Here is a 23,126-nt window from a genome sequence, read left to right on the forward strand (position 1 = left end):
CCAGTTATTTGATTGAACGAAGAGGGGGCTGTCTATTGAAGGTAATAAAGGATTCAAAAGTTAGGATTAAAAGTAAAAAAAATAATATAGAATCTGATACACTAGGTATAACAATGGAGCTCGAAAAGTCTTTATCAATTGGTGACCAGTTGGAAAAGGAAAGGAAAAAACTCAAGGCCAGGAAGAAAAAGCAAATTAAAAACATGCTTATTAGGACCATACTAATTGCAATTATCCTTGTATTTGCAATGTTTTTATTTCATATAAATAAGACGTACAAGCTTAAAGCTTATACTCAAGACCTTATAAAATCGGACTCAGAAATTAACATAATATACGATAAGGATGATAACCTTGTATTAAGACCCTACAATACGAGTAAGAAAGAATCCATAATTCTATACCCGAGTAGTGGTATAGAACCTAAGGGCTATATTGGATTAGGTAGAAAGTTAGCAGCTAGGGGATACAAGGTTGTAATAGCTAAAATTCCTATGAATTATCCATTTTTCTCTTTTGACAAGGCAAACAAGATAATAAGCGCTAACTCTAAGGATGAAAGGTGGTACCTAGTCTCCCACAACACTAGTGGTGAGGTGGCGGCCAAGGCTGCTGCAGGCAATAAGAAGATTGTGGGAGTTGTCTTTATGGGTACTTATCCCCTAAATGATGAATTAAAACTAATAAACGAGCCAGTTTTGACTATTTGGGGAACTAATGATGGGGTATTAGATTTCTCAAAATTTAGTAGCTATAAAAGTAACCTTCCTGCAAGTGCTGAATTTATGGAAATTGTAGGAGGCAACAATACTAACTTTGCTGATGTTGATAAGATTACTGGAGATAGGGAGGCCAGAACTGGTACTTCTATTCAACAGGATATGTCTGCAAAGCGTATAGATAGATTTATAACCAGAACCAGTAGGTAGACCCTATTATATTAAAAGGACAATTTTATTATAAATAAATAGAATGATATTAGATAAAAATATGTATTAATATGTAATAATATGTAGAAATATATGATATAAGATCTTTTATGTAGATAAAAGACTGAATTAAGCTAAATAAGGCTAAGAAAAAGCTGTAAAGGAGGTGTTTATATGGGAGATACAAAGCATTATAAAAGAGCAAAAGAATATTGGGACAACCTATTAGGTGACTATATAACCCTGGCTAGGTTTCCAAATGATTTTTTTAATGAAGATACAGGCAAATTTAGCCTAATACAAAAGACTATAAAGAGAACACCCTATGAAAACCTATTGAAATACTGTGATGAAAACAACTTGTCATTTGAAGCAGTTTTAGATACTGTCTTTGCCATAGTCCTTCAAAGATTTACCCATGAGGATGATGTCGTATTTGGAAAGACTGACAAGTGGCTACCAATGCGTTTGAAAATAGACGATACCGATGTAAAGTTTGTTGATGTCTGTAGACAGGTAATGGACCAGTTGACAGAGTCAAAAGAATATGACTACTATATGATGGCTCCTAGTGGCTTTAAAACAGGCCTAAATGAAAAGCTGATCAATACCTTGTTTATATATGAGGTAAAAAACGACAAGAATGTTTCACAAGAAAACATGCAGAAAATAGATATATATATGAAGGTAAGTGTTTCAAATGAAATCAGGATAAAGCTTGCCTACAAGCCTTGTTTCTACGATAAGTCTACTGCAAGAAGTATTATATACCTATTTAAGTATATCTTGACTCAGATAGTAGCTGATAGGGATATCAAGATAAAAAATATACAGAGTATGAAGGAAGAACATAAGCAGATATTTATAAGAAGCTTTAACGAAAATGTATTTGACTTCAACCCAAGTATAGGATATGTAGACCTTCTTAAAAGGCAGGTTGAAAAAACACCAGATAATATAGCTATTAGTGACTATAAGGAAGATATTAGCTACAGGGAGATAGATAGGATAACAGACAAGATAGCCGCTTATCTAAACCATATGGGCATAAAAAAGGGTGACACCGTAGCTGTCTTGCAAGATAGGGACAAGAATGTAGTTTTATCTGCCATATCTATTTTAAAGGCAGGAGCAATATTTTTCCCTATAGATAAGACCAACCCTGATGAAAGGCTGGGTTACCTCCTAGAGGATGGTCAGACTAAGCTGATATTAACCTGTGATAGTCAGATGTTGAGGATAGGGGAAAGGCATTGGGGGTACTCAGTTCTAGATATAAATAACCCTCAACTACTAGAACACGATTATCCATTGACACAAAGTAATGAACCTACTGATGAGGCCTATAGGATATCCACATCAGGAACTACGGGAAGACCTAAATGTATAAGTGTAAGGCATGAGAGCCTCCTAAATATGTGTTATTATTCAAATGACTATATTAATGCTGACGAAAATGACAGGTGTGGTGTATATTTGAGCTTTAGTTTTGACGCTATAATGAAACAGATATTCCCATATCTATTGGTTGGTGCATGTGTTGATATAATACCAGAAGTACATAGGAAAAATGAGAGAACAGTAGAAGTGTATTGTCAGAGAAAGGGTATCACTATTCTAGCCCTACCTGCAATTTTAGGGAAGTTGTTTATGACCAATTGCCCATGTCCAGGTTTAAGGGTTCTCCAGGTTGGGGGAGACAAATTCAAGGGGTATGTAGAGAGGTCATATAAGATAATAAATGAATATGGGCCTGCTGAATTTACGGTCTTGTGCTCATCCTTCGTGGTTGATAAGTTCTACGAAAATGTGCCAGTTGGTAAACCTATCTACAATACCGAAGCCTATATACTGGATAACAACAATAATGTCTGTGCCATTGGTGTACCAGGAGAGTTGTGCCTATCTGGTATACAGATAGCCAATGGTTACCTTAACAAGGAAGAACAGAATAAGATGTCCTTTGTTGATAATCCTTTCAAGCATAACCAGTATACACAAAAGATGTATAGGACAGGTGACTTGGCTAAGTGGATAGATGATGAAGGTACAATTTCTATATTGGGTAGGATGGACTCCCAGGTACAGATTAAGGGTATAAGAATAGAAATTTTTGAAATAGAAAACATGATAAATATGATAGCTGAAATTAAAAATTCAGTTGTCGTTAACAAGGAAGACAGGGATGGTGATACATATCTAGATGCCTATTATGAGCCGTTTGAAGGATATTATCCACCTGACAAGGTCCAAGATTTTTTAAAGGAAAACTTACCGCCGCATATGTTGCCAAGGTATATAATGTGTCTAGACCATTTGCCAGTTACACCAATAGGTAAGGTGGACAAGAAGTCCTTGCCTATAATAGATAATGAATAAGCGATTAAAAGGGGTCAATTTATACTGACCCCTTTTAATTTACTATATTAAATTTTAGCCACTATCTGTTAAAGACTACTTTCAATTAACTTATCAAGCAGGCCTTTATAGCTGATTCCCATAGCCTTGGCACTCTTTGGTATAAGGCTGGTTTCAGTCATACCTGGTAGGGTATTCAACTCTAGTAGGTAAACATCCTGGTCCTCTGTAATGATATAGTCAACTCTTACATAGCCCTTACAGTTAAAAACTTTCCAACAAGTATTAGAAGCCTCTTTTAATTTTTTATCAAGCTCTGGGCTTAATTCAACTACTTCTTCTCTAGCACCATTTGTAGTAGAGTACTTGGCTTCAAAGTCGAAGAATTCATTGTCAGAAGTTATTCTTATAGTAGGGAAGACCTGGCCATTTAATATAAAAGAAGTATATTCAACACCCTTGACATATTTTTCTATTAGGACGATTTCATCGTACTTTAGACCTTCTCTTACTGCATTTTCTACGTCCTTCTTGTCCTTAATAAAGAATGTCGCTACACTAGACCCACCAGAGTTAGGTTTTATAAATACTGGATAGCCCATCCTGTCAATTAGGCCATAGTCAATTTCTTCCACACTCTTTACACTAGTCCAATCGGCTGTCAACAAGTTGTTTTGCCTAGCTATAGTCTTAGTATAGTTCTTATCCATTAGGATACCACTAGTTAATGGGTTACAACCACAGTACTTGATACCCTTGGCTTCTAGGATAGACTGGACTACACCATCTTCGCCAAATTTACCATGTAGGCCTATAAGGGCAATATCAATATCATTGTCAATTTTAAATACATCTGTCATTTCATCAATCTGACAGCCAATAACTTCATACTTATTTCTATCAAGATTATCTATTATAGCTTTACCTGATCTTAAGGATATTTCTCTTTCAGATGAAATACCACCGTATATTACTGCTACTTTCATGTATATTCCCTCCATAAATTTTATAAAGTCTTATATGGTCTATTATATATCTATGTTTGATACCATGCAAGGAAAAGAGCATAAAACTTGTTTATTTTTAAGTTTTTTGATATTATTAACCTATACAGATATATTTATGAGAAATGACGGATGGCAAGGGCCAGGAGGAAATATAATGAATGTAGAGATAATTTCAGTCGGAACGGAGTTGCTTTTAGGTGATATTGTAAATACTAATGCCCAATATATATCTAAGGAACTTGCAGCCATAGGTATAAATGTCTATAGGCAGATGACTTTAGGTGATAATATAGACAGGCTTGTGAGGTCTTTTGAAATAGCCTTTGAAAGGGCAGATATTGTCCTTACTACTGGGGGCCTAGGTCCGACTGGTGACGATATAACTAAAGAAGCCGCAGCTAAATACTTTGGCCAGGAAATGGTAGTCGACCAGGAATCTTGGAACATAATAGAAGACATGTGTGCAAGGTATAGTGGTAGTAGGGATAGGATACCAAAGAATAATATCAAGCAGGCTATGTTCCCTAAAGAGGCTGATATTATACCTAATAAAAATGGTACAGCCCCAGGGGCAGTCTTTAAGAAAGATGGTAAAAGGATAATAGTAATGCCTGGTCCGCCTAGAGAGATGAAGGCCATGTTTAAAAATTCGGTACTACCCCTACTGATAGATGAGAATCCTGATATATTCTTATCTAGGTATATCAGGTTTTTTGGTATAGGCGAGTCAGGTCTTGAGATGGAATTATTAGATATATTGAATAAGCAGACCAACCCGACTGTTGCCCTATATGCCAAGGAGGGGGAGGTTATGGTTAGGGTCACTGCGAGAGCCAGGGAAGAGAAAGAATGTCTTAGTTTAATAGAAAGAAAAATAGATGAGATTAAGGCTATATCTGGCAAGTATATTTATATGATAGGTGACGATTCTGTTTCTGAAAGTCAGTCAGAAATGGAGAAGCTTGTTGGAGACCTACTTATAGAAAAGAAAAAGACAATAGCTGTTGCGGAATCTTGTACTGGAGGCCTAATAGCCTCTTATTTGGTAGATAATTCAGGTATATCCAATTCTTTTATTGAAGGATGTGTAACATATACCAATGATGCTAAGGTAAGGAGGCTGGATGTCAAGCCAGAAACCCTAGAGGAATTTGGTGCTGTTAGTAGCCAAACTGCAGAGGAAATGGCCATGGGCATAGCCAAGACTGCTGGTACAGACATAGGACTTTCTACTACGGGTATAGCAGGACCTGGTGGAGGTAGCCAAGAAAAACCAGTAGGCCTGGTATATATTGGCCTATATTACAAGGGTCAAGTCACCTCTATAAGGAGGGTATTTACAGGCGATAGGAGAAAAATCAGAGAAAGAGCTGCAAGGACTGCCTTAAATGAAGTAAGGTGTCTGTTGACAGATGATTAGGAGGCTTTTATGATAAAAAATATATTTTGTGATCTAGACGGAACCCTATATAGGGGTGGAATCAGTCCTAGTGACATAGAAGCTATAAATGAAGCCAGGTTAAATGGTATTAGTTTTAATATAGCGACAGGAAGGGTATATAAACATAGTGTTAATATACTGGAAGATGTGGCTAGTGGGGGGTATTTAATCTGTGAAAATGGTTCATATATTTATGATCCAGAAGGTAAATGTATCCAAAAAACTAGTTTGACTGATGGACAAATTAAAAAAATTATAGAAGTATATAGGTCACTTGACTATATAGATATGGTAGATGATGTGATTTATTTCAAGTATGAAGGCCAGATTATAATGGCTAGGGATGGTTCATCAGCTGACTACTTTACAAAGGGATATGAGGTTGATGAAAGCTTTATGGATAAGGACACCTATGAAAATAAGGTAGGTAATGTGGGTATATTGAGTCCAGACAAGGATAAGTTAAATAAATTGGTTGAAAAATATAAGGAAGAACTTTCCACGGATTTAGAAGTTTACATATCAAGTGAGACAACTATTAATATAGTTCCAGCCCACGTATCAAAATTTGAGGCTATTAAGTTTATTTGTAAGAAGGAAAATTTATGTTTAAATGAAGTTGTTACTATAGGGGACTCACCAAACGATATAAGCATGTTGAAGAATATAAAGATGAGCTTTGCAATGGATGATGCTATGGATATGGTTAAGAAGGAGGCAACTTTTTCTACCCCAAGTGTAGCAGATGCTATAAAGATGGTAATAGACTATAATGAAGAAATAGGAGGTTAGGTTTATGGGATTTAAAATTAATATGGATAATATGGATTTGATTTACTTTCTTAACTTCTATGATAAGAAGAACTATAAGAAATTGATTATCCTGGGAGTAATCCTCCTTTCTATTGGTTTTTACTGCATTTCTAGGAAATCAGTTGGGATTAACATTTTTTCCTGGGGGATAGCCCTTTGTTTTCTATATGCTACATGGTTGGCATTCAAAGAAGTTAACGAGTTGAATAAGTATGCAGTAAAAAGCCAGGTTAATATGATGAGGTTGAGGTGTTTAGGTTTCTTAGTGATGTCAATACTTCTATTTGTTTTCCCAAGACAGGTTAATATGATTCTGTCAATATTATTGGGAATATACTTATTATATAAGGAGATAAGATATTTTCTAAAATGCAGGAACTATGCGGGTTACAGTTTTGGAACTTGGGATATCATTAAGGTTATACTAGGGCTTATGTTGATAATATCACCCTTATTTTTTACTAGGTTTTTGGTTAGTGTCTTATCATTTATAGCTATTGTCTTTGGCATTAGTTTCATAGCTGCTGGTGTTAGGTTGGTAAATGATTAATGATGGAAAATAGAGAATTTAAGTACAAGATAGAAAATAAGCGCTACCATACCTGGAACTATTATCTAAGGGAAAAGTTTGGAACAAAGGTATTTAAGGTATCTATCAATGCTGGATTTACATGTCCCAATATAGATGGAAGTATTAGTTATGGTGGCTGTGCATATTGTAGCAAGGATGGGTCAGGTGACTTTGCTGGTAATCCTAGGGACAACCTGGTAAAGCAATTCAAAGACATAAAGGAAATGATGGAAAAGAAGTGGCCACAGGCTAAGTATATAGGCTATTTCCAAGCATTTACTAACACATATGCACCACTAGAAGTCTTGAAGGACAAGTATGAAACCATATTAGACCAGGATGGGGTAGTAGGTCTGTCTATATCAACCAGGTCGGACTGCATAGATGATGACTTATTGGACTATCTTGCTCAACTAAATACTAGAACCAATCTTTGGGTAGAGTTAGGTCTACAAACAGTCCATGATCAGACTTCTAATATAATTAATAGGGGCCATGGCTTGGATGTCTTTGTAGATTGTGTGAATAGGTTGAGATCAAGGGAAATAGAGGTTGTAGCACATGTGATAAATGGTCTGCCTGGAGAGACTTATGATATGATGATGGAGACTATTAGAAGGGTATCCCACATGGATATTCAGGGCGTCAAGATTCACTTGCTCCATGTTATAAAGGGGACTCCCATGGTTAACATGCTGAATAAGGGCGAGTTAAAACTTTTATCCAAGGAAGAATATGTTGACTTGGTATGTGATCAGTTGGAAATCCTACCACAAGAAATGGTCATACATAGGTTAACAGGCGATGGTAAGAAGGAAGACCTTGTAGGACCTATGTGGAGTCTTAAGAAATGGGAAGTTTTAAATGCTATCGATGATGAGTTGAAGAGAAGGAATAGTTGGCAAGGGAAATTTTATACAAGAAAAGTATAAATTTAGTGAAAATAATCGGATTTTTTTAATATTTTATTAAGAAATGAGGTATATAATATACTAAGAGAATGAGGGTGATTAATATGATGATGAAGTCTCATATAATTATATCTAAGTCCTTGCTAGAAAACACTGATGCCAATAAGCAGTTTTTCTTGGATAGCAAGAATTTTATATATGGGAATATAAAGCCAGATATTGTATCAAAGTATAAATTAAAAAAACACTATTTAGATGAGTCATATGACATGGTAAGACAAAAGATAAATTTTTTATCAAGTTTAAATTTGGATAATTTATACCAATACTATACTAGGGCAGGTCTATCCCAGGAAATTGGAGTAGTTTGTCATTTTTTGACAGATTTCTTCTGCCTAGCCCATAGCGAGAGGTGGGAATTTAAGCACAGTATGAAAATCCACATCCAATATGAGAGAAACCTAACTAAGGTTGCTAAGGACTATAAGATAATTAATGATAGACAACAGTACCTAGAAGGATTTGATGCCTTTTTCGATAAATTGTACTCAGAATACAAGTCAAATGGTAAGTTTGAAGAAAATGACTTGAAGCATTCTACTTATGTTTGTAATACTGTTACAAATTATATATTAGAGTCAATTTTAGAAAATACAGTCAAGTCACATTCAGTATGCTAATAGAGTTCGTATAAACCTTATACGAACTTTTTTTATACTTTGCTATTTTGGTGAGGGATTCATTTTAATAATATACCTAATAAATAAAAAATAGAAGGTGATATAATATGCAATATATTGAACAGATTCTCTACTGGGCAGGCGATAATATTATTTTATCCCTGGTTCTAGGATACCTGGCTGCCTGTATAGAAAGCTTTATACCTGCCCTTCCAATCATGGCTATAGCAGCAATAAATGCAGCTATCAATGGGCTTGTAGGAGGTTTTTTAGTGTCATGGCTGGGATCCTGCACAGGGGTCGTAATAGTTTTCTTACTGGTAAAGAGACTTGCCCATAAAGATTTTTTTCAAAAAAGGAAGACTCAAAAGGTTGAAAATATAATACATAAGGTAAAGAAATCTCAATTTAAGGTTGTATTCCTATTTTATACTATACCAGTTTTGCCGAGTTCACTTATGACTATAGCGGCGGCATTCTGTGATATAAAATTAAAAGACTTTGTAGTACCTATGATGTTCGGTAAGTTTCTGATGATGTTCACTGCCAGCTATATAGGTAGTGACCTGGTAGGCTTTATACATAGTCCACTTAAGATATTTGTAGTCGCTATAATAGTGATTGGATCCTATTTATTGGCAAACAAGATGAACAAGGATATAGACAAGATATATGTCAAAAGGCATAAAGATAAGGATTAAGTATATATAAATACAGGGTTAGGAATATAGATGTTCAAAATATATTTTGAACTAGGAGGAGAAAAATGAAGAAGCAAAAATATTATGTAGTTATAAGAGGAAAGGTTAGGGGGATTTTCCTTACTTGGGAGGACTGCAAGGATTCAGTAAGCGGATATCCTAATGCAAGCTATAAGTCCTTTGAAGATCCTAAAGAAGCGATAGATTTTCTAGTAAAAGATCTAGCAAGGAAAGAGGATGGTGACATTGTTAAAGATACCAAGCAAGTTAAGGATGATTTCATAAAGATAAAAAATACTAATGCAAGTAATTTAGAAATTAAAAACGAGAAAAAAAACACTTTAAAAGAAGAAAATATAGATATAAAAAACACAAAAAATCAATATATGGACAAAAATGATGAAAAAAACCATATTTTTGGCACTATTGAAGCATATATAGATGGAAGTTATGAACATGCAAGTAAAACTTATGGTTCAGGTGTGGTAATTTTGCAAGATGGTAAAATACTAGATACAATCTCAAACACAGGCAAGAACCCAAATTATGTTTCAATGAGAAATGTTGCAGGAGAAATCGAAGCGTCAATTTTGGCCATGAAGTACTGTATTGATAGGGGTTACAGAGATTTACTTATATATTATGACTATGAAGGTATAGAAAAATGGTGTACAGGAGAGTGGAAAGCCAACAAGGAAGGTACTATTTATTATAGGCAATTTTGTATTGAGGCTATGAAAAAAACCAATATTAGCTTCAAAAAAGTAAAGGCCCATAGTGGTGATAAGTATAATGATATGGCTGACAAACTAGCTAAACAAGCAGTATTTATATAAGTATTGATATTTTTATTAAAGCAAAATAAACATTCCTCAGATTTATTTAAAAAAAATTGTAAAATATAATTGCTAAAAGTGTCATAATTTGTTATTATATTAGTAGGATGAATATAATTTATGGAAATTATGATACAAATTATGAATTTTTTGGGAAGGGATGGTGAAAATATTGAGAGACTTGTTAATTAAATTAAGTAGTTTTTGGAGTAGAATAATAAGACTTTTTGTATTTTCAGTTATTGTATCCCTTGCTTTGAGTGCGACTATTTTAATTATGAACCTATTTTTAGGTGTACAGGCATCTGTAGTATTCTACAGGTATGTTTTATTTGGTTCTATTATTTTTATAACTCTTTCGCTTACCCTATATCATGGACGCAAGATGTTTGCACCAGTCAACAAGCCATTGATTAAGAGACTTGAACGTGAAAGGCTTGAAAGAGCAAGACAGAACAATAGGGAAAGAGACAGAAAGAACAATAGAGCAGCTTCTTAAATTTTGACTTTAAAACACAACAGAGATGTTGTGTTTTTTTTATCTCTATAATACCGTGTTGTACATTATAACCTTACCTATAATATTTAAACCATCAGAATTATCAAAAGGAATGATTATATCATCAAAACAAGTTTCATAACTATCAGGACTAAATATATATCTTTTATTCTTCTTATCTTTAAAAAACCTTTTGACACTGTATTCATAATTATTGGAAAAAACCACAATATCTCCATTTGATAGGGAAGAAGGAGATACATTAGTGATAAGACCAATTAAAGAACCATTAGGTATGACCCTGTTCATACTTTCACCATTTACCCTCATAAGAAGAAGGTCTTTCCTACCGGCATACCTTCCTAATAGTAGGTCGGGTATATTAACTAGGTCTATGTCTTGTTGGGCTTCAATTTCGTTTGCTAGACCTGCAGATACACCTGCATCGACAAAAGGATATGAATTTATTAAAAGACCATCATCAAAGGTACTTTGTGTATTAAGGTCTATCCTGTCCATGCTATCTGAATTACAGGCTAACCATTCAGGGTTTACCTCTAATATGTCTGCTAGGATGAATATTTTATCTTGTTTGGGAAGATATTTTCCAGACATATAAGAGCTAATTGTTCCCCTGTTAATACAGCTAATCTTGGAGAGAGAGTATTGGCTTATCGATTTATTCTTCATAGCAGCCTTTAATCTATTTATGAATAATTCCTTGTTCATACTTGCTACCTCCTCGTAATTTGGTCGATTTATCAATCTATATACTATTATAACATATAGTTATGAAAACGCAACTATTATTTGGAATATTTTTCTATATTTTTAAAATTTCCTATTCTTTTATCCTAGATATATGTTATAATACTAAAATGATACTTTAAAAGTTACAATTTAATGAGCAGGTACTAGTCATATTTAAACTGTGAATTTTCTAATTAATCAAAAATTTACAATATAAATCATAAAGCCTGCTTGAATATTTTTGTTTATGTAGTATAATGAAAAAAGAGTAATATAATTGTTGGTGAGGTGGATATATGAATATATTAAAAGAACATAAAAAGGCGGTAATAATATCCGCTGCTGTACTAGTTGGTATATTAGCCATAGGTACGGGTGCCTTATCTATGCAGGTTGCATCAGATAAGATATTAAAGGGCGTTAGAGTAGCTAATGTAGATCTTAGTGGCATGACTAAGAGTCAGGCCCTGGCAAAATTGGAATCATTAGATACTTTGAAAAATATTAGGATGTATTATGGCAATCAGTCGTGGAAGGTTTCTGCAAGTGACATAGACTTAAACATAAATTATAATTCAACTGTAGATTCTGCCTATAATTATAATAGGAAGAATGGCTTTTTTACTAATCTAGCCAGAACTCTGAAGGCAGATTTAGGTAGCAAGGCTAGTGTTGCCCTTGATATGAACTATAATGATAGTAAGCTTAATGAAAGTTTAAAACAGGTTAAATCAAAGTTGGACAGTCAGGTTAAGGAAGCTACTTTAGACTATGATTACAAGACTAAAAAGACTACTATAGTAGCAGATGAACCTGGTAAGACAATGGACCTTCAAGCATCACATGACAAGTTGGTTAAAAACTTAGGAACTGATAAGTTTGATGCAGAAATGGTAGTTAAACTGGAACCTGCAAAATTTACTAAGGCAGACTTAAAGGGAATAGATACTCTTCTAGGAGCTTATTCAACAGTTTATGGGGGGCTTTCTTCTAGAAACTATAACATAGAAAAATCTACAAGGGATTCAAGTGGAATAGTTTTAAAGCCGGGTCAGGAATATTCTTTCAACGGTTTAACTGGTGAGAAAACCCTAGCTAGGGGATATAAGGCAGCTCCGGTAATAGAAAGCGGTAAGTTAGTAATGGGTATCGGTGGTGGTGTTTGTCAGACTTCATCAACTATATTCAATGCAGCCCTTTTATCAGGTATGGAAATAACTACTAGAAGGAGTCATACAATACCTTCTGATTATGTGAATATGGGTAGGGATGCTACTGTATTTGATGGTAATCCAGGTCAGGACCTAAAGTTCAAGAACCCATTCAAACACAATGTATATATAAAGAACTATACATATGGTAGCAAGGTTATATCTGAAGTGTATGGGGCTTCAAGCGACTATAAGAATATAGATATAGCAACTCAGGTCCTAGGTTCTTATGGTGGTGGAAGTAAGACTGTTTCAGATCCTAGTCTACCAGCAGGTGCAAGGGTTGTAGAAAAATATTCAAGAGCAGGATATAATGTTGTTACATATAGACAGTACAAGGATGAAAAGGGAAATCTTGTTAAGTCTGAAAAGATAGGTTATAGTAATTACCCAGCCCAGGTAGGTGTTGTTAGGGTGGGTGCAGCCAAGGCAGCAAAACCAAGCAAGCCGGGTCAAGTAGCGCCAAAACCACAGCAACAAGCTCCAGCACCAGCACCAGGTGGAGGTCAGTCAGCAAGTCCAGGTGCAGGAGCATAAAATCTACTAAATGAAATTTTTAGCATAATATATATTATAAATAATACAGACTAGTCGTGATGGCTAGTCTTTTCTATATAGAAAAGACTAGGCTTACTCTCTATTTTTTATGGGTTTAGATTAATCTGCATGGCTTTGTATGATTTATATATAAGTAAACTTTAATCATAGTTTAAATGAATAATATATGATATAATAATACTGATTAAAAATGGAGGACGAGTGTAATGAGTAAAGAGTTAGCACAATTGCTATTTCCAAATGTTGATAAGACGATAGAATACTATGAAGACCTATATCCAGAAAGAAACCTTGACAAGAAGGCCAAGGTAACAAGGTTGGGGCCGAGCCCAACTGGATTTATCCATTTAGGTAACCTTTATGGAGCCCTTGTAGATGAGAGAATAGCCCATCTTAATGATGGTACTATGCTCTTAAGGATTGAGGATACAGATGATAAGAGGAAGGTAGAAGGATCTGAAGAACTGATTATAAGATCATTGAAATTCTTCGGTATAGAATTTGATGAAGGGGTAAGCCTAGATGGTGAAAAGGGTATTTATGGACCTTACAGACAGAGTGATAGAAAGGAAATCTATCAGACTGCTGCCAAGTATCTTACAGAAAAGGGCTTTACATATCCATCTTTCGTTTCAGAAGAAGAAATGGCCATAATAAGAGAAGAACAGGAAAAGGCTGGTGTCAATACCGGCTATTATGGAAAATGGGCTACTGACAGAAACCTAAGTCTAGAAGAGATAAGGGCAAATCTTGATGCCGGTAAGCCATGGACTTTAAGACTAAAGTCTGGTGGGGACCCAGAAGTTGCCATGAAGTTTAAGGATGGTATCAGGGGTGAAATAAATGTTAGACAAAACAATCTTGATGTAGTAATACTTAAGCAAAATGGTATACCAACTTACCACTTTGCCCATGTAGTGGATGACCACTTTATGAGGGTTACAGATGTGGTTAGGGGTGAGGAATGGTTATCTACCCTACCTATACACTTAGAGCTATTCTTCCTTATGGGTTGGACAAGACCTAACTACAACCATACTGCCCACCTAATGAAGGTAGAAGATGACAAGAAGAGAAAGTTATCTAAGAGAAAGGATCCTGAGTTATCCCTAGAATACTATATGAAGGATGGCTACTTTCCAGAGGCAGTTACAGAGTATCTTATGACTTTGATGAATTCTAACTATGAAGAGTGGAGGATGAAAAATCCAGACAAGTCTTACAGGGAATTTGCCTTTAAGACAAAAAATATGAGTTCATCTGGTGCCCTATTTGACCTAAATAAACTTAATGACATCTCCAAGGATGTCCTAGTAAAGATGAGTGAAGACCAAATCCTTGATTTTATGATGGCTTGGTCTGAAAAGTTCGATAAGGATGCCAACCAGCTTCTAGTTAAGTATAGGGATGACCTAAGCAGGCTATTGGCCATTGGAAGGTCAGGAAAGAAACCTAGAAAAGACCTAGTGAACTGTAGTCAGATTATGGACTTTGTATCATATTATTTTGATGAAGATTTCAAGTATGTTGATAACCTGCCTGAAAGGGTATCAAAAGAGGATGCAAGGGTAATTTTAAGGGCATATATAGATACTTATAACCAGGATGATACCAATGAAGCTTGGTTTGAAAAGGTAAAAACTATAACTGATACAAATGGATTCACATCAAATAATAAGGCCTTTAAGAATGAACCGGAACTTTACAAGGGTAATATTACTGATGTATCTACAGCCATTAGAGTTGCTGTGGTTGGTAGACAACAGTCACCAGACTTATGGAGTATCCAACAGGTTATGGGCCGTGATAGAGTACTTGCAAGAATTGAAAAGTATCTCGAAACACTAGCATAAAATTTTTGGTGATATTAAATAGTGTTTTATATTTATCTTTTCTAGCATTCAGCTAGCAATTTATTCGAGTTATAGTATATAATTCGAGAAGAACATACAAATACGAATATTAAACGAGTGGCAAGGGGGATATAGTTCGACATTATTCAATTCTTTGCCACTTTTTTTATAAAAAAATACGTATTTAGTCTTGCAAAAAATAGTAAATACGAATAAAATATATATATGAGGAAATAAATGTACGAAATTTATATATACTTATAGAGGAGAAATGATAATGGCAGGATTAAAAGAAGAATGCGGGGTATTTGGTGCATTTGACTTTAGTGGTCAAGATGTAGCATCTTATATATACTATGGTCTATTTGCCCTACAACATAGGGGACAGGAAAGTGCTGGTATTTCGGTTACAGATACAAATGAAGAAGGAAGGAACGTAATGTTCCATAAGGATAGTGGTTTAGTTAATGAAGTTTTCAACAAGGATGTCTTGAGATCATTAAAAGGTAACCTAGGAGTTGGTCATGTTAGGTATTCTACAGCAGGTGGAATAGGGCGTGAAAATGCCCAACCATTTGTAATTCACTATATGAAGGGGATACTATCAATGGCCCACAATGGTAACTTGACTAATGCAGCAGAGTTGAAGCAGGGCTTGGCTACAACTGGCGCAATCTTCCAGACTAATACAGATTCTGAGGTTATAGCCTATCTTATAGCTAGAGAAAGATTACATACTCTGTCTATACAGGATGCAGTAAAATCTGCAGCCCAGAAGTTAAGAGGGGCATTTTCTCTTGTAGTAGGAAGTCCTTCAAAGCTAATTGGAGCCAGAGACCCATTAGGTTTTAGACCCCTATGCATAGGAAGGAAGGACAGCATATACTTCTTAAGTTCTGAATCAGCAGCCTTGGATACTATAGGTGCAGAATTTGTCAGGGATGTTGAACCTGGGGAAATTGTAACCATAGTAGATGGTCAGATTTATTCTGACTGGATCTACCATGCTCCTGTAAAATCAAGGTGTATATTCGAATATATATATTTTGCAAGAACCGATAGTATAATAGATGGACAAAGTGTATACTCTTCAAGGGTAAGGGCTGGTAGTATCTTAGCAGAAAAATACCCGGTTGACGCAGATCTTGTTATTGGTGTACCAGAGTCAGGTCTAGCAGCTGCAGTAGGATATTCACAGGGGTCAAACATACCTTATGGAATGGCCTTTTACAAGAATAGTTACGTTGGAAGAACTTTTATAAAGCCAAAACAAAATGAGAGAACTGCCGGTGTCCAAGCTAAACTAAACGTAATTAGGGACGTAGTGAAGGGCAAGAGGGTAGTGATGGTAGACGACTCTATAGTTAGGGGTACTACTATAAGAAACATAGTTAAAATGCTAAAGGATGCGGGTGCCCTTGAAGTACATGTAAGGATCAGCTCTCCACCATTTAAGCATCCATGCTATTATGGTACTGACGTTCCAAGTAGTGAGAACCTAGTTGCTGTCAATAATACGATTGATGAGATAAAAGAAAGCATAAATGCTGACTCTTTAGGTTTCTTGGATATAGAGGATCTTGGACAATTATGTCCAGGTCTTGACTATTGTGATGCCTGCTTTACTGGAAAGTATGCAGGTGGAATACCAAGTGACCCATCTAAAACCAACTCTTGTAGTAGCAAGATAGTATTATAGGTTTAAGAGTAAATTTATAAGTATACAAGTAAATAGATTAAAGTAGCAATTAATAGGCGGTCTTAGTTAATTAATAACTTGGACTGCCTATTTATATTATTGATTCTCCAATCCAACAAGTCTGATCTACTGAAGCTAGTAAAAAAATGGTCTGATACTTTATGATATGGTATAATAAAAAGATAAGTATATAGGTAAATAATTAAAATAGATATAGATATAGGTAAATAATTAGATATAGGAGGAGACCTATATGATATTAGTATTGGCAGAAAAACCTTCAGTAGCAAAGACAATAGCAGCCTTTTTAAAGGCAGGCGCTAGAAAAAACGGATATTTTGAGGGTAATAATTACATAGTAACATATGCAGTTGGACACCTTGTATCTCTCTTTGACATGAAGGACTATAATAAGGACAAGTATTCTGGTTCATGGAAGATGGAAAACTATCCATTTATACCGGAGTCTAAGTTCAAATTCAAGGTGGATAAAGATAAGGATAAACAGTTTAAAATAGTTTCAAGTCTAATAAATAGGAAGGATGTAGAATATATTATAAATGCTACAGATAATGATAGGGAAGGTGAACTAATATCTTTCTTGATATTTATGATGGCAAAAAACACAAAACCTGTTAAACGTATATTAGTTAATGAGTGGACACCAGAAGACATTACTAGGGGTCTCAATGACCTAAAAGATGATGAGGATATGAGAAACCTTCAGGCTGCTGGATACACTAGGTTGATAACAGACTGGCTGATTGGGATTAACTTCACCTGTGCAGCCACTCTAAAATATGGCAATGGTAAGATGCTTAACATAGGAAGGGTAATCCTACCAACAGTAAAATTAGTATATGATAGACACATGGAAATAAAAAACTTTGTACCAGAGAAGTACTATGAGATAGAGGGAAGGTTCAGGGCTAAAAATGGTGAATATAGTGGTAAACTAGTTTTAGATAAGAATAAAAAAATGACAGATCTTGACTTGGCCAAGGGTATAATATCTAAAATAGATTCAAATACTGGTGTCATAAGTTCTAAAGTGGTTACTAAATCCAAGGAATATGCACCCAAACTATTTTCACTGACTTCACTTCAAGGTTTTATAACATCAAAATATGCTAGTTTTACGTCTGACAAGGTCCTAAGCATATGTCAAAATCTTTATGAAGGTAAAGGGAAGGGAGGCTATATAACCTATCCTAGGACAGATTCTCTTTACTTGGAAGAAAGTTTGGTTGGTAAGGTTGAAAAAACCTTAAATATTATAAAAAAGGGGCATCCTTGTGAATCTAATATAAAGTTCTCCAAGTCAAAAAGGGTATTTGACTCATCAAAGGTAGAGAGCCACAGTGCCATCATACCTACCTATATAATACCTCCTAATAGTCTATCAAAGGATGAAAAGATAGTCTATGAGGCTATTAGAGATAGGTTTTTGGCAAACTTTATGCCACCTGCTGAATATGAAAATACTGAAATTATGACTGATGTTGATAAACACAGGTTCCAATCAAAGGGGAAGGTTTTAAAGGTTAAGGGCTACTTAGATATATATGGTAAGTTGGCTGGTGGTAATCTATTACCCCTGGTTGAAAAAGGGGAAAGTGTAGATGTTGTCTCCATAAAGCCTCTAGAAAAGGTAACGAGTCCACCTAAACCCTATACGGAAGATTCTCTCTTAAAGGCGATGAAAAACTGTGGTAAGAATGTTTCTGAAGACGATACGAGCGTCTTATCAGGCTATTCAATAGGTACATCTGCTACCAGGGCAGATGTTTTAAAAAAGATTGGACAAGTAGGTTATGTAAAAAAGAAGGGCAAAAGCTACTCTATAACTGATTTAGGTATAAATCTAGTAGAGATATTCCCTGTTGACGACTTGTTTGATGTTGACTTTACAGGTAAGTTGGAGAAGAGCCTCTTCGATATACAAAAGGGAAATTTCAGTAGGAAGGACTACCTTAATATGATATGTAAGTTCGTCTATGATAATGTGAATAAGATAAAATTCGGACCCAATAAGTCCATTAATACTGATAAAATAGTTTATAATCCAAGGACAAAAAAATTTGTCAAGGAATCAAGCTTTAAAGCTAAGACTTCTCAGGCTAAAACTACTGTTAAGATCAGTGAAAAACTTGGGAAAAAAGGCATTGAACAAGATAAGAAAATTTCAAGTACAAGGTCAAAGTCCATTAAAAAGACTAAGGAAAAGGTCATAGATCCACAAACCGGCCTAGAGATAATAGGAAAGTGTCCAGAATGTGGGGCCAGTATTATAGAGTCACCAAAGGCCTTTTCTTGTAAAAATTATAAACAATGTGGCTTTACAATTTGGAAAAATGACACCCAGCTTGCATCTTATAATAAAAAACCTAATAAAACCATGGTACGTTCCCTGGCTAAAAAAGGGGAGGCAAACTTAAAGGGACTACAAGATATAAATGGCAAGAAGTTTGAAGCCAAGATAGGTTATATAATCAGTCCTGACAAGGTTTTAAGGTTAAAAATTGAAGCTAAATTAGAATAAATTGTATTTTTGTCTCTACTTGTATCTTATGGATACTCAAAACTTAATTCTTTATTGTTTATAGCTTTGACCATGCAGGTATATCTATGATATAATGAGGGATGGATTTTATAGCAATAAATTTGGAGGAAAAATGTCAGAAAACGGATTAGCAGGACTAGGTTGTAACCTTATAGTCCCTGATGAAGATAAAAAGGATTTAAAAGAAATAGAGAAGAGTATTACCAAGAGGTATAGGAAGAAGTTGTGGTCAAAGTTTATAAAGGCTATTAAGGCATATAACCTGGTCGAAGAAGGGGATAAGATAGCTGTAGCCATATCTGGTGGCAAGGATAGCATCCTTATGGCCAAGATGTTTCAAGAACTTAAGAGACATTCTCCAGTTAACTTTGAAGTTGTATATATAGGCATGGACCCGGGCTACCATGAGACTATAAGAGATATTCTTCTAGACAATGCCAGATATCTTGAGATACCAATACAGGTATTCGATTCCCAGATATTTGAAGTTGCTGATAGGATAGCCAGCGACTATCCCTGCTATATGTGTGCAAGAATGAGGAGGGGGGCCCTTTATGGTAAGGCAGAAGCCCTGGGTTGTAACAAACTAGCCCTAGGCCACCACTTTGATGATGTGATAGAGACTACCATGATGAATATACTTTGTTCTGGTAATTTCAAGACCATGTTGCCTAGACTAAAGTCAACAAACTTTGATGGCCTTGAATTGATTAGACCCCTATATTATATAAGGGAAGAAGACATAATAAGATGGATTAAGTATACTGGACTAGCACCTATAAACTGTGCATGTACAGTTGCTGCAAGCAGGACAGGTAATAAGAGGTATGAAATAAAAGAACTTATAAGTAAGCTGTCTGATAACTTTTCCAACGTAGAGAAGTCTATATTTAAGGCTGCAGAAAATGTTAATATAGATTCTGTACTCGGTTGGCAGTTAGACGGAGTCAAGCATACTTTTATGGAGAGGTTTGATAAGGATGATTTAGGTGATCTTGAGTAGGCAAACTAGGAGGTGGTCACATGGTATATTTTGAAGAAGAATATGTAGTAGTTGATTTAGAAACTACAGGTTTGAGTCCTTTCAATGGTGATGAAATAATTGAAATAGGTGTAACTGAGATCAAGGGAGATAGGATATACAGAAACTACTCTAGGCTTGTAAAACCAAATGGATTTATACCTAGTGTTATAACTGAAATTACAAATATTACGAATGATATGGTTCAGGATGCCCTGCCACTTGAGGATGTCTTACCTAATTTTAGGAAGTTTATTGGTGATAGGACAATAATTGCCCATAATGCGAAATTTGACATTGGTTTTTTAAATTATTATCTTGAAAAGATGAACCTAGATCCTATAGACAAGTATATATGCACTATGGAAATGCTAAAGAAGAATAAGGAATACAAGGGTAAGAATAAAAAATTGCAGACTGCCTGTGACTATTATGGAATTTTAAATGAAAATGCCCATAGAGCAGATTCTGATACCCTTGCAACAGCTAAACTATTTATGAAGATTAGGCTGTCTATGTAAGGGGAGGTTTTTATGGCTGACAATAATGATAAAAATAAGCTAAGGCGTAAAAGGGTTAGCTCGACTAATTCAAGCAGGTCTGGTCAAGCCAGGTCTAATAGGGAAGAAAACAAGTCCAAGGTTCGTATAAAGAAACAGGCTGGAAGTGGAGATAGCTATTATGAGGAGAGTTCTAATATAGTAGATTTCAACTCTAGAAGAAATAGAAATACAGATAGGTATATAAAGGATAGAGATAGGGACTATTATACTAGAAATAAAAGGCCATTATATAATGAAGATGATTATGATGACTACGATGACTATGATGATGAATATTATGACTATGAAGAATATGGTCCATCAAGGTTAAAGAGGATTCTGAAGAAGCTTTTATTAGTGGTCCTTGTAATTTCTATAATTGGCGGTTCTGCAGGATTTTTGTATGTAAGAAGTGTAGTAAGCGATATGCCTGTATTAACTAAAAAAATGGTTAATGAAAGCTATATAAACAAGGAACCTGTAGCCTTAGCCAGGATACCGGCAAACTTACAAAAGGCTGTAGTAGCTATAGAAGACCATAGGTTTTATGACCATAAGGGGATTAATTACAAATCCTTTGTAAGGTCTATAGTAAACAACCTTACAGGAGGGGCTACACAAGGTGCCAGCACTATAGATATGCAGGTATCTAAAAATCTCTTGACTAGCAATGAAAAGACCTTAAAAAGAAAAATTCAGGATATGCATAATGCACGAGAATTAAATAAGATAATGACCAAGGATGAAATCCTTGAAGCTTACCTGAATAATATGTACTTGGGTAAATCGGCTTATGGAGTTCAGGCTGGAGCCCACCTATATTTTGGTAAAGATGTATCCAATCTTACCTTTGGAGAGTGTACTATGCTTGCGGGTATTACTAATAACCCAAGCCTGTATCAAAATTATGAGCAGGCTAAAAAAAGGCAGGCAGCAGTTTTATTAAGGATGTATAAACTGGGTTATATAAAGGAAAATGTGTATAAGGCCCAGATGTATAGGGATACACCATTCAAGTCTGAGATTGACCAATAGTAAATATTAAATACCTAGATGCGGGTGTATATTAAATACCAAGGGATATTATATCTCTTGGTATTATTTTAATTTTAAATAATATAAAAATGAGGTGGCCACTTAGAGTATCAATGTGTGTCCACCTCTTATGATGACCAGGTATAGACCTAGTTTATTATATTAAATTCATAAAAATTTTATATTTTATTCTTCTACTGTGGCTATCTTGTTTTCATCATAGCTAATCCAGTCTGAGTAACTACCAGGATAAATCTTATAAGGTATACCTATCTTGTCAAGGGCAAGGGCATTAACCATTAGGGAAATACCAGAACCACAATAAACGATGATTTCCTTCTTAGGATCAAGATCCTTGAAACGTTCTTTTAACTTTTCGTCACTTATGTATGATGACTTAGTCATATCATCAACATTTAGGTTGTCCATAAAGAAGTAGTTTTTTGCACTTGGTATATGGCCGGCCACCTTATCAACTGGTTCTTCAAGGCCTAGATACCTAGGATGAGACCTGGAGTCTATTATGATTGTATTTTCATCATATAGTTTAGACTTTACATATTCCATATCAACCATAAATGAAGTATCAATCTTTACATCAAAAGGCTTGTCTGATTTCTGTGGTTTTCTTTCTTCTGTTTCTATCTGACCACCATTAGCCTTGTAGGCAATTAGACCACCGTCTAAGACAAAAGCATTATAAAAACCTAGGTTGTTTAACTGGAAAACAAGTCTACCAGCACCTTGTAGGTCACCATCATCATATGTAACAACTATTGTATCATTGTCAATACCAAAGCTTTCTATGATGGCCTTTAGCTGGTCACGGTCCTTAAATGGATGTCTACCACCATGCTGACCAACCGGATCAGTTAAGTCCTTTTCTATATTAATTAAGTAGGCGTCTTTTATATGACCCTCCTTGTATGAATCAATACCATAAGTCTTGTTCATAAGGTCAAACCTACAGTCAAGGACAACAACCTTTTTATCGCTCTTCTGTAGTTCAAAGAATTCATTAACGCTAATTAGTCTTTTCATAATAACATCTCCTTTTAAATATACCTATAATTAATAATAATATTAAAAACTGGATTAGTTTATCCCCCTGTACCTTGAGTATAACATAATTATTTTATTATGTATAC

At 35.1% G+C, this 23,126-nt stretch carries 20 protein-coding genes; 17 read left to right on the forward strand and 3 right to left on the reverse strand.

What is annotated here, in order from left to right; all coding sequences use genetic code 11:
* Positions 1-35 precede the first annotated feature (35 nt).
* The gene (locus tag HMPREF0634_RS04395) at positions 36-929 is read left to right on the forward strand and encodes an alpha/beta hydrolase (protein ID WP_040565756.1); all 894 of its coding nucleotides are present in this window, start codon (positions 36-38) and stop codon (positions 927-929) included.
* Between the two features lie 174 nt (positions 930-1,103).
* Positions 1,104-3,308 (forward strand): amino acid adenylation domain-containing protein, encoded by a 2,205-nt coding sequence (locus HMPREF0634_RS04400; RefSeq protein WP_007789422.1) that lies wholly within the window; start codon positions 1,104-1,106, stop codon positions 3,306-3,308.
* A gap of 68 nt (positions 3,309-3,376) precedes the next feature.
* On the opposite strand, the gene HMPREF0634_RS04405 is transcribed toward HMPREF0634_RS04400, so the two are convergent.
* Positions 3,377-4,273: a D-alanine--D-alanine ligase gene (locus HMPREF0634_RS04405; RefSeq protein WP_007789377.1), complete on the reverse strand. Its 897-nt coding sequence runs from the start codon at positions 4,271-4,273 to the stop codon at positions 3,377-3,379.
* Positions 4,274-4,448: 175 nt separating this feature from the next.
* Here HMPREF0634_RS04405 and HMPREF0634_RS04410 point away from each other — a divergent pair, with 175 nt between their 5' ends.
* The 8 genes from HMPREF0634_RS04410 to HMPREF0634_RS04445 all read left to right on the forward strand — a co-directional run bounded on the left by HMPREF0634_RS04410 (position 4,449) and on the right by HMPREF0634_RS04445 (position 10,746).
* Positions 4,449-5,714: a competence/damage-inducible protein A gene (locus HMPREF0634_RS04410; protein ID WP_007789445.1), complete on the forward strand. Its 1,266-nt coding sequence runs from the start codon at positions 4,449-4,451 to the stop codon at positions 5,712-5,714.
* A 9-nt stretch (positions 5,715-5,723) separates the two neighbouring features.
* The gene (locus tag HMPREF0634_RS04415) at positions 5,724-6,527 is read left to right on the forward strand and encodes a Cof-type HAD-IIB family hydrolase (protein WP_007789359.1); all 804 of its coding nucleotides are present in this window, start codon (positions 5,724-5,726) and stop codon (positions 6,525-6,527) included.
* A gap of 4 nt (positions 6,528-6,531) precedes the next feature.
* Positions 6,532-7,098, forward strand: a complete 567-nt coding sequence (locus HMPREF0634_RS04420) for a hypothetical protein (RefSeq protein ID WP_007789388.1) — start codon at positions 6,532-6,534, stop codon at positions 7,096-7,098.
* Entirely contained in the window at positions 7,098-8,051 is a 954-nt protein-coding gene (locus tag HMPREF0634_RS04425; protein ID WP_007789471.1) for a TIGR01212 family radical SAM protein, read from the forward strand. The genes HMPREF0634_RS04420 and HMPREF0634_RS04425 overlap by 1 nt, the downstream gene beginning before the upstream one ends.
* 83 nt (positions 8,052-8,134) lie before the next feature.
* A complete protein-coding gene (locus HMPREF0634_RS04430; protein WP_007789407.1) occupies positions 8,135-8,710 on the forward strand; it encodes a zinc dependent phospholipase C family protein in 576 nt (191 codons plus the stop codon).
* A 107-nt stretch (positions 8,711-8,817) separates the two neighbouring features.
* The gene (locus HMPREF0634_RS04435; RefSeq protein ID WP_007789353.1) at positions 8,818-9,411 is read left to right on the forward strand and encodes a TVP38/TMEM64 family protein; all 594 of its coding nucleotides are present in this window, start codon (positions 8,818-8,820) and stop codon (positions 9,409-9,411) included.
* Between the two features lie 65 nt (positions 9,412-9,476).
* The gene (locus tag HMPREF0634_RS04440; RefSeq protein WP_007789390.1) at positions 9,477-10,247 is read left to right on the forward strand and encodes a ribonuclease H family protein; all 771 of its coding nucleotides are present in this window, start codon (positions 9,477-9,479) and stop codon (positions 10,245-10,247) included.
* Between the two features lie 163 nt (positions 10,248-10,410).
* Complete coding sequence (locus HMPREF0634_RS04445; protein ID WP_050786355.1) at positions 10,411-10,746, forward strand: hypothetical protein; 336 nt, start codon at positions 10,411-10,413, stop codon at positions 10,744-10,746.
* Between the two features lie 45 nt (positions 10,747-10,791).
* Here the strand turns inward: HMPREF0634_RS04445 and HMPREF0634_RS04450 are convergent, their stop codons facing one another.
* The gene (locus HMPREF0634_RS04450; protein ID WP_007789478.1) at positions 10,792-11,475 is read right to left on the reverse strand and encodes a LexA family transcriptional regulator; all 684 of its coding nucleotides are present in this window, start codon (positions 11,473-11,475) and stop codon (positions 10,792-10,794) included.
* Between the two features lie 317 nt (positions 11,476-11,792).
* On the opposite strand from HMPREF0634_RS04450, the gene HMPREF0634_RS04455 reads away from it, so the two are divergent.
* The 7 genes from HMPREF0634_RS04455 to HMPREF0634_RS04485 all read left to right on the forward strand — a co-directional run bounded on the left by HMPREF0634_RS04455 (position 11,793) and on the right by HMPREF0634_RS04485 (position 21,978).
* Positions 11,793-13,244 (forward strand): VanW family protein, encoded by a 1,452-nt coding sequence (locus tag HMPREF0634_RS04455; protein ID WP_007789449.1) that lies wholly within the window; start codon positions 11,793-11,795, stop codon positions 13,242-13,244.
* A 227-nt stretch (positions 13,245-13,471) separates the two neighbouring features.
* Positions 13,472-15,118: a glutamate--tRNA ligase gene (gene gltX, locus HMPREF0634_RS04460; protein ID WP_007789424.1), complete on the forward strand. Its 1,647-nt coding sequence runs from the start codon at positions 13,472-13,474 to the stop codon at positions 15,116-15,118.
* Positions 15,119-15,395: 277 nt separating this feature from the next.
* On the forward strand, positions 15,396-16,817 hold the full coding sequence (purF, locus tag HMPREF0634_RS04465) for an amidophosphoribosyltransferase (protein ID WP_007789375.1): 1,422 nt from the start codon (positions 15,396-15,398) through the stop codon (positions 16,815-16,817).
* A 253-nt stretch (positions 16,818-17,070) separates the two neighbouring features.
* Positions 17,071-19,359 carry a type IA DNA topoisomerase gene (locus tag HMPREF0634_RS04470; RefSeq protein ID WP_007789451.1) on the forward strand — a complete coding sequence of 763 codons (2,289 nt, stop codon included), beginning with the start codon at positions 17,071-17,073 and terminating at the stop codon, positions 19,357-19,359.
* A gap of 133 nt (positions 19,360-19,492) precedes the next feature.
* Positions 19,493-20,383, forward strand: coding sequence for a tRNA 2-thiocytidine(32) synthetase TtcA (locus HMPREF0634_RS04475; RefSeq protein WP_007789349.1), 891 nt, complete (start codon positions 19,493-19,495; stop codon positions 20,381-20,383).
* A 20-nt stretch (positions 20,384-20,403) separates the two neighbouring features.
* Positions 20,404-20,922, forward strand: a complete 519-nt coding sequence (locus HMPREF0634_RS04480; RefSeq protein WP_007789365.1) for a 3'-5' exonuclease — start codon at positions 20,404-20,406, stop codon at positions 20,920-20,922.
* A 12-nt stretch (positions 20,923-20,934) separates the two neighbouring features.
* Positions 20,935-21,978: a biosynthetic peptidoglycan transglycosylase gene (locus HMPREF0634_RS04485; RefSeq protein WP_007789397.1), complete on the forward strand. Its 1,044-nt coding sequence runs from the start codon at positions 20,935-20,937 to the stop codon at positions 21,976-21,978.
* A 186-nt stretch (positions 21,979-22,164) separates the two neighbouring features.
* On the opposite strand, the gene HMPREF0634_RS04490 is transcribed toward HMPREF0634_RS04485, so the two are convergent.
* A complete protein-coding gene (locus HMPREF0634_RS04490; RefSeq protein ID WP_007789443.1) occupies positions 22,165-23,019 on the reverse strand; it encodes a sulfurtransferase in 855 nt (284 codons plus the stop codon).
* Positions 23,020-23,126 lie beyond the last annotated feature (107 nt).

Source organism: Peptostreptococcus stomatis DSM 17678 (genome assembly GCF_000147675.1).
GTDB lineage: Bacteria > Bacillota > Clostridia > Peptostreptococcales > Peptostreptococcaceae > Peptostreptococcus > Peptostreptococcus stomatis.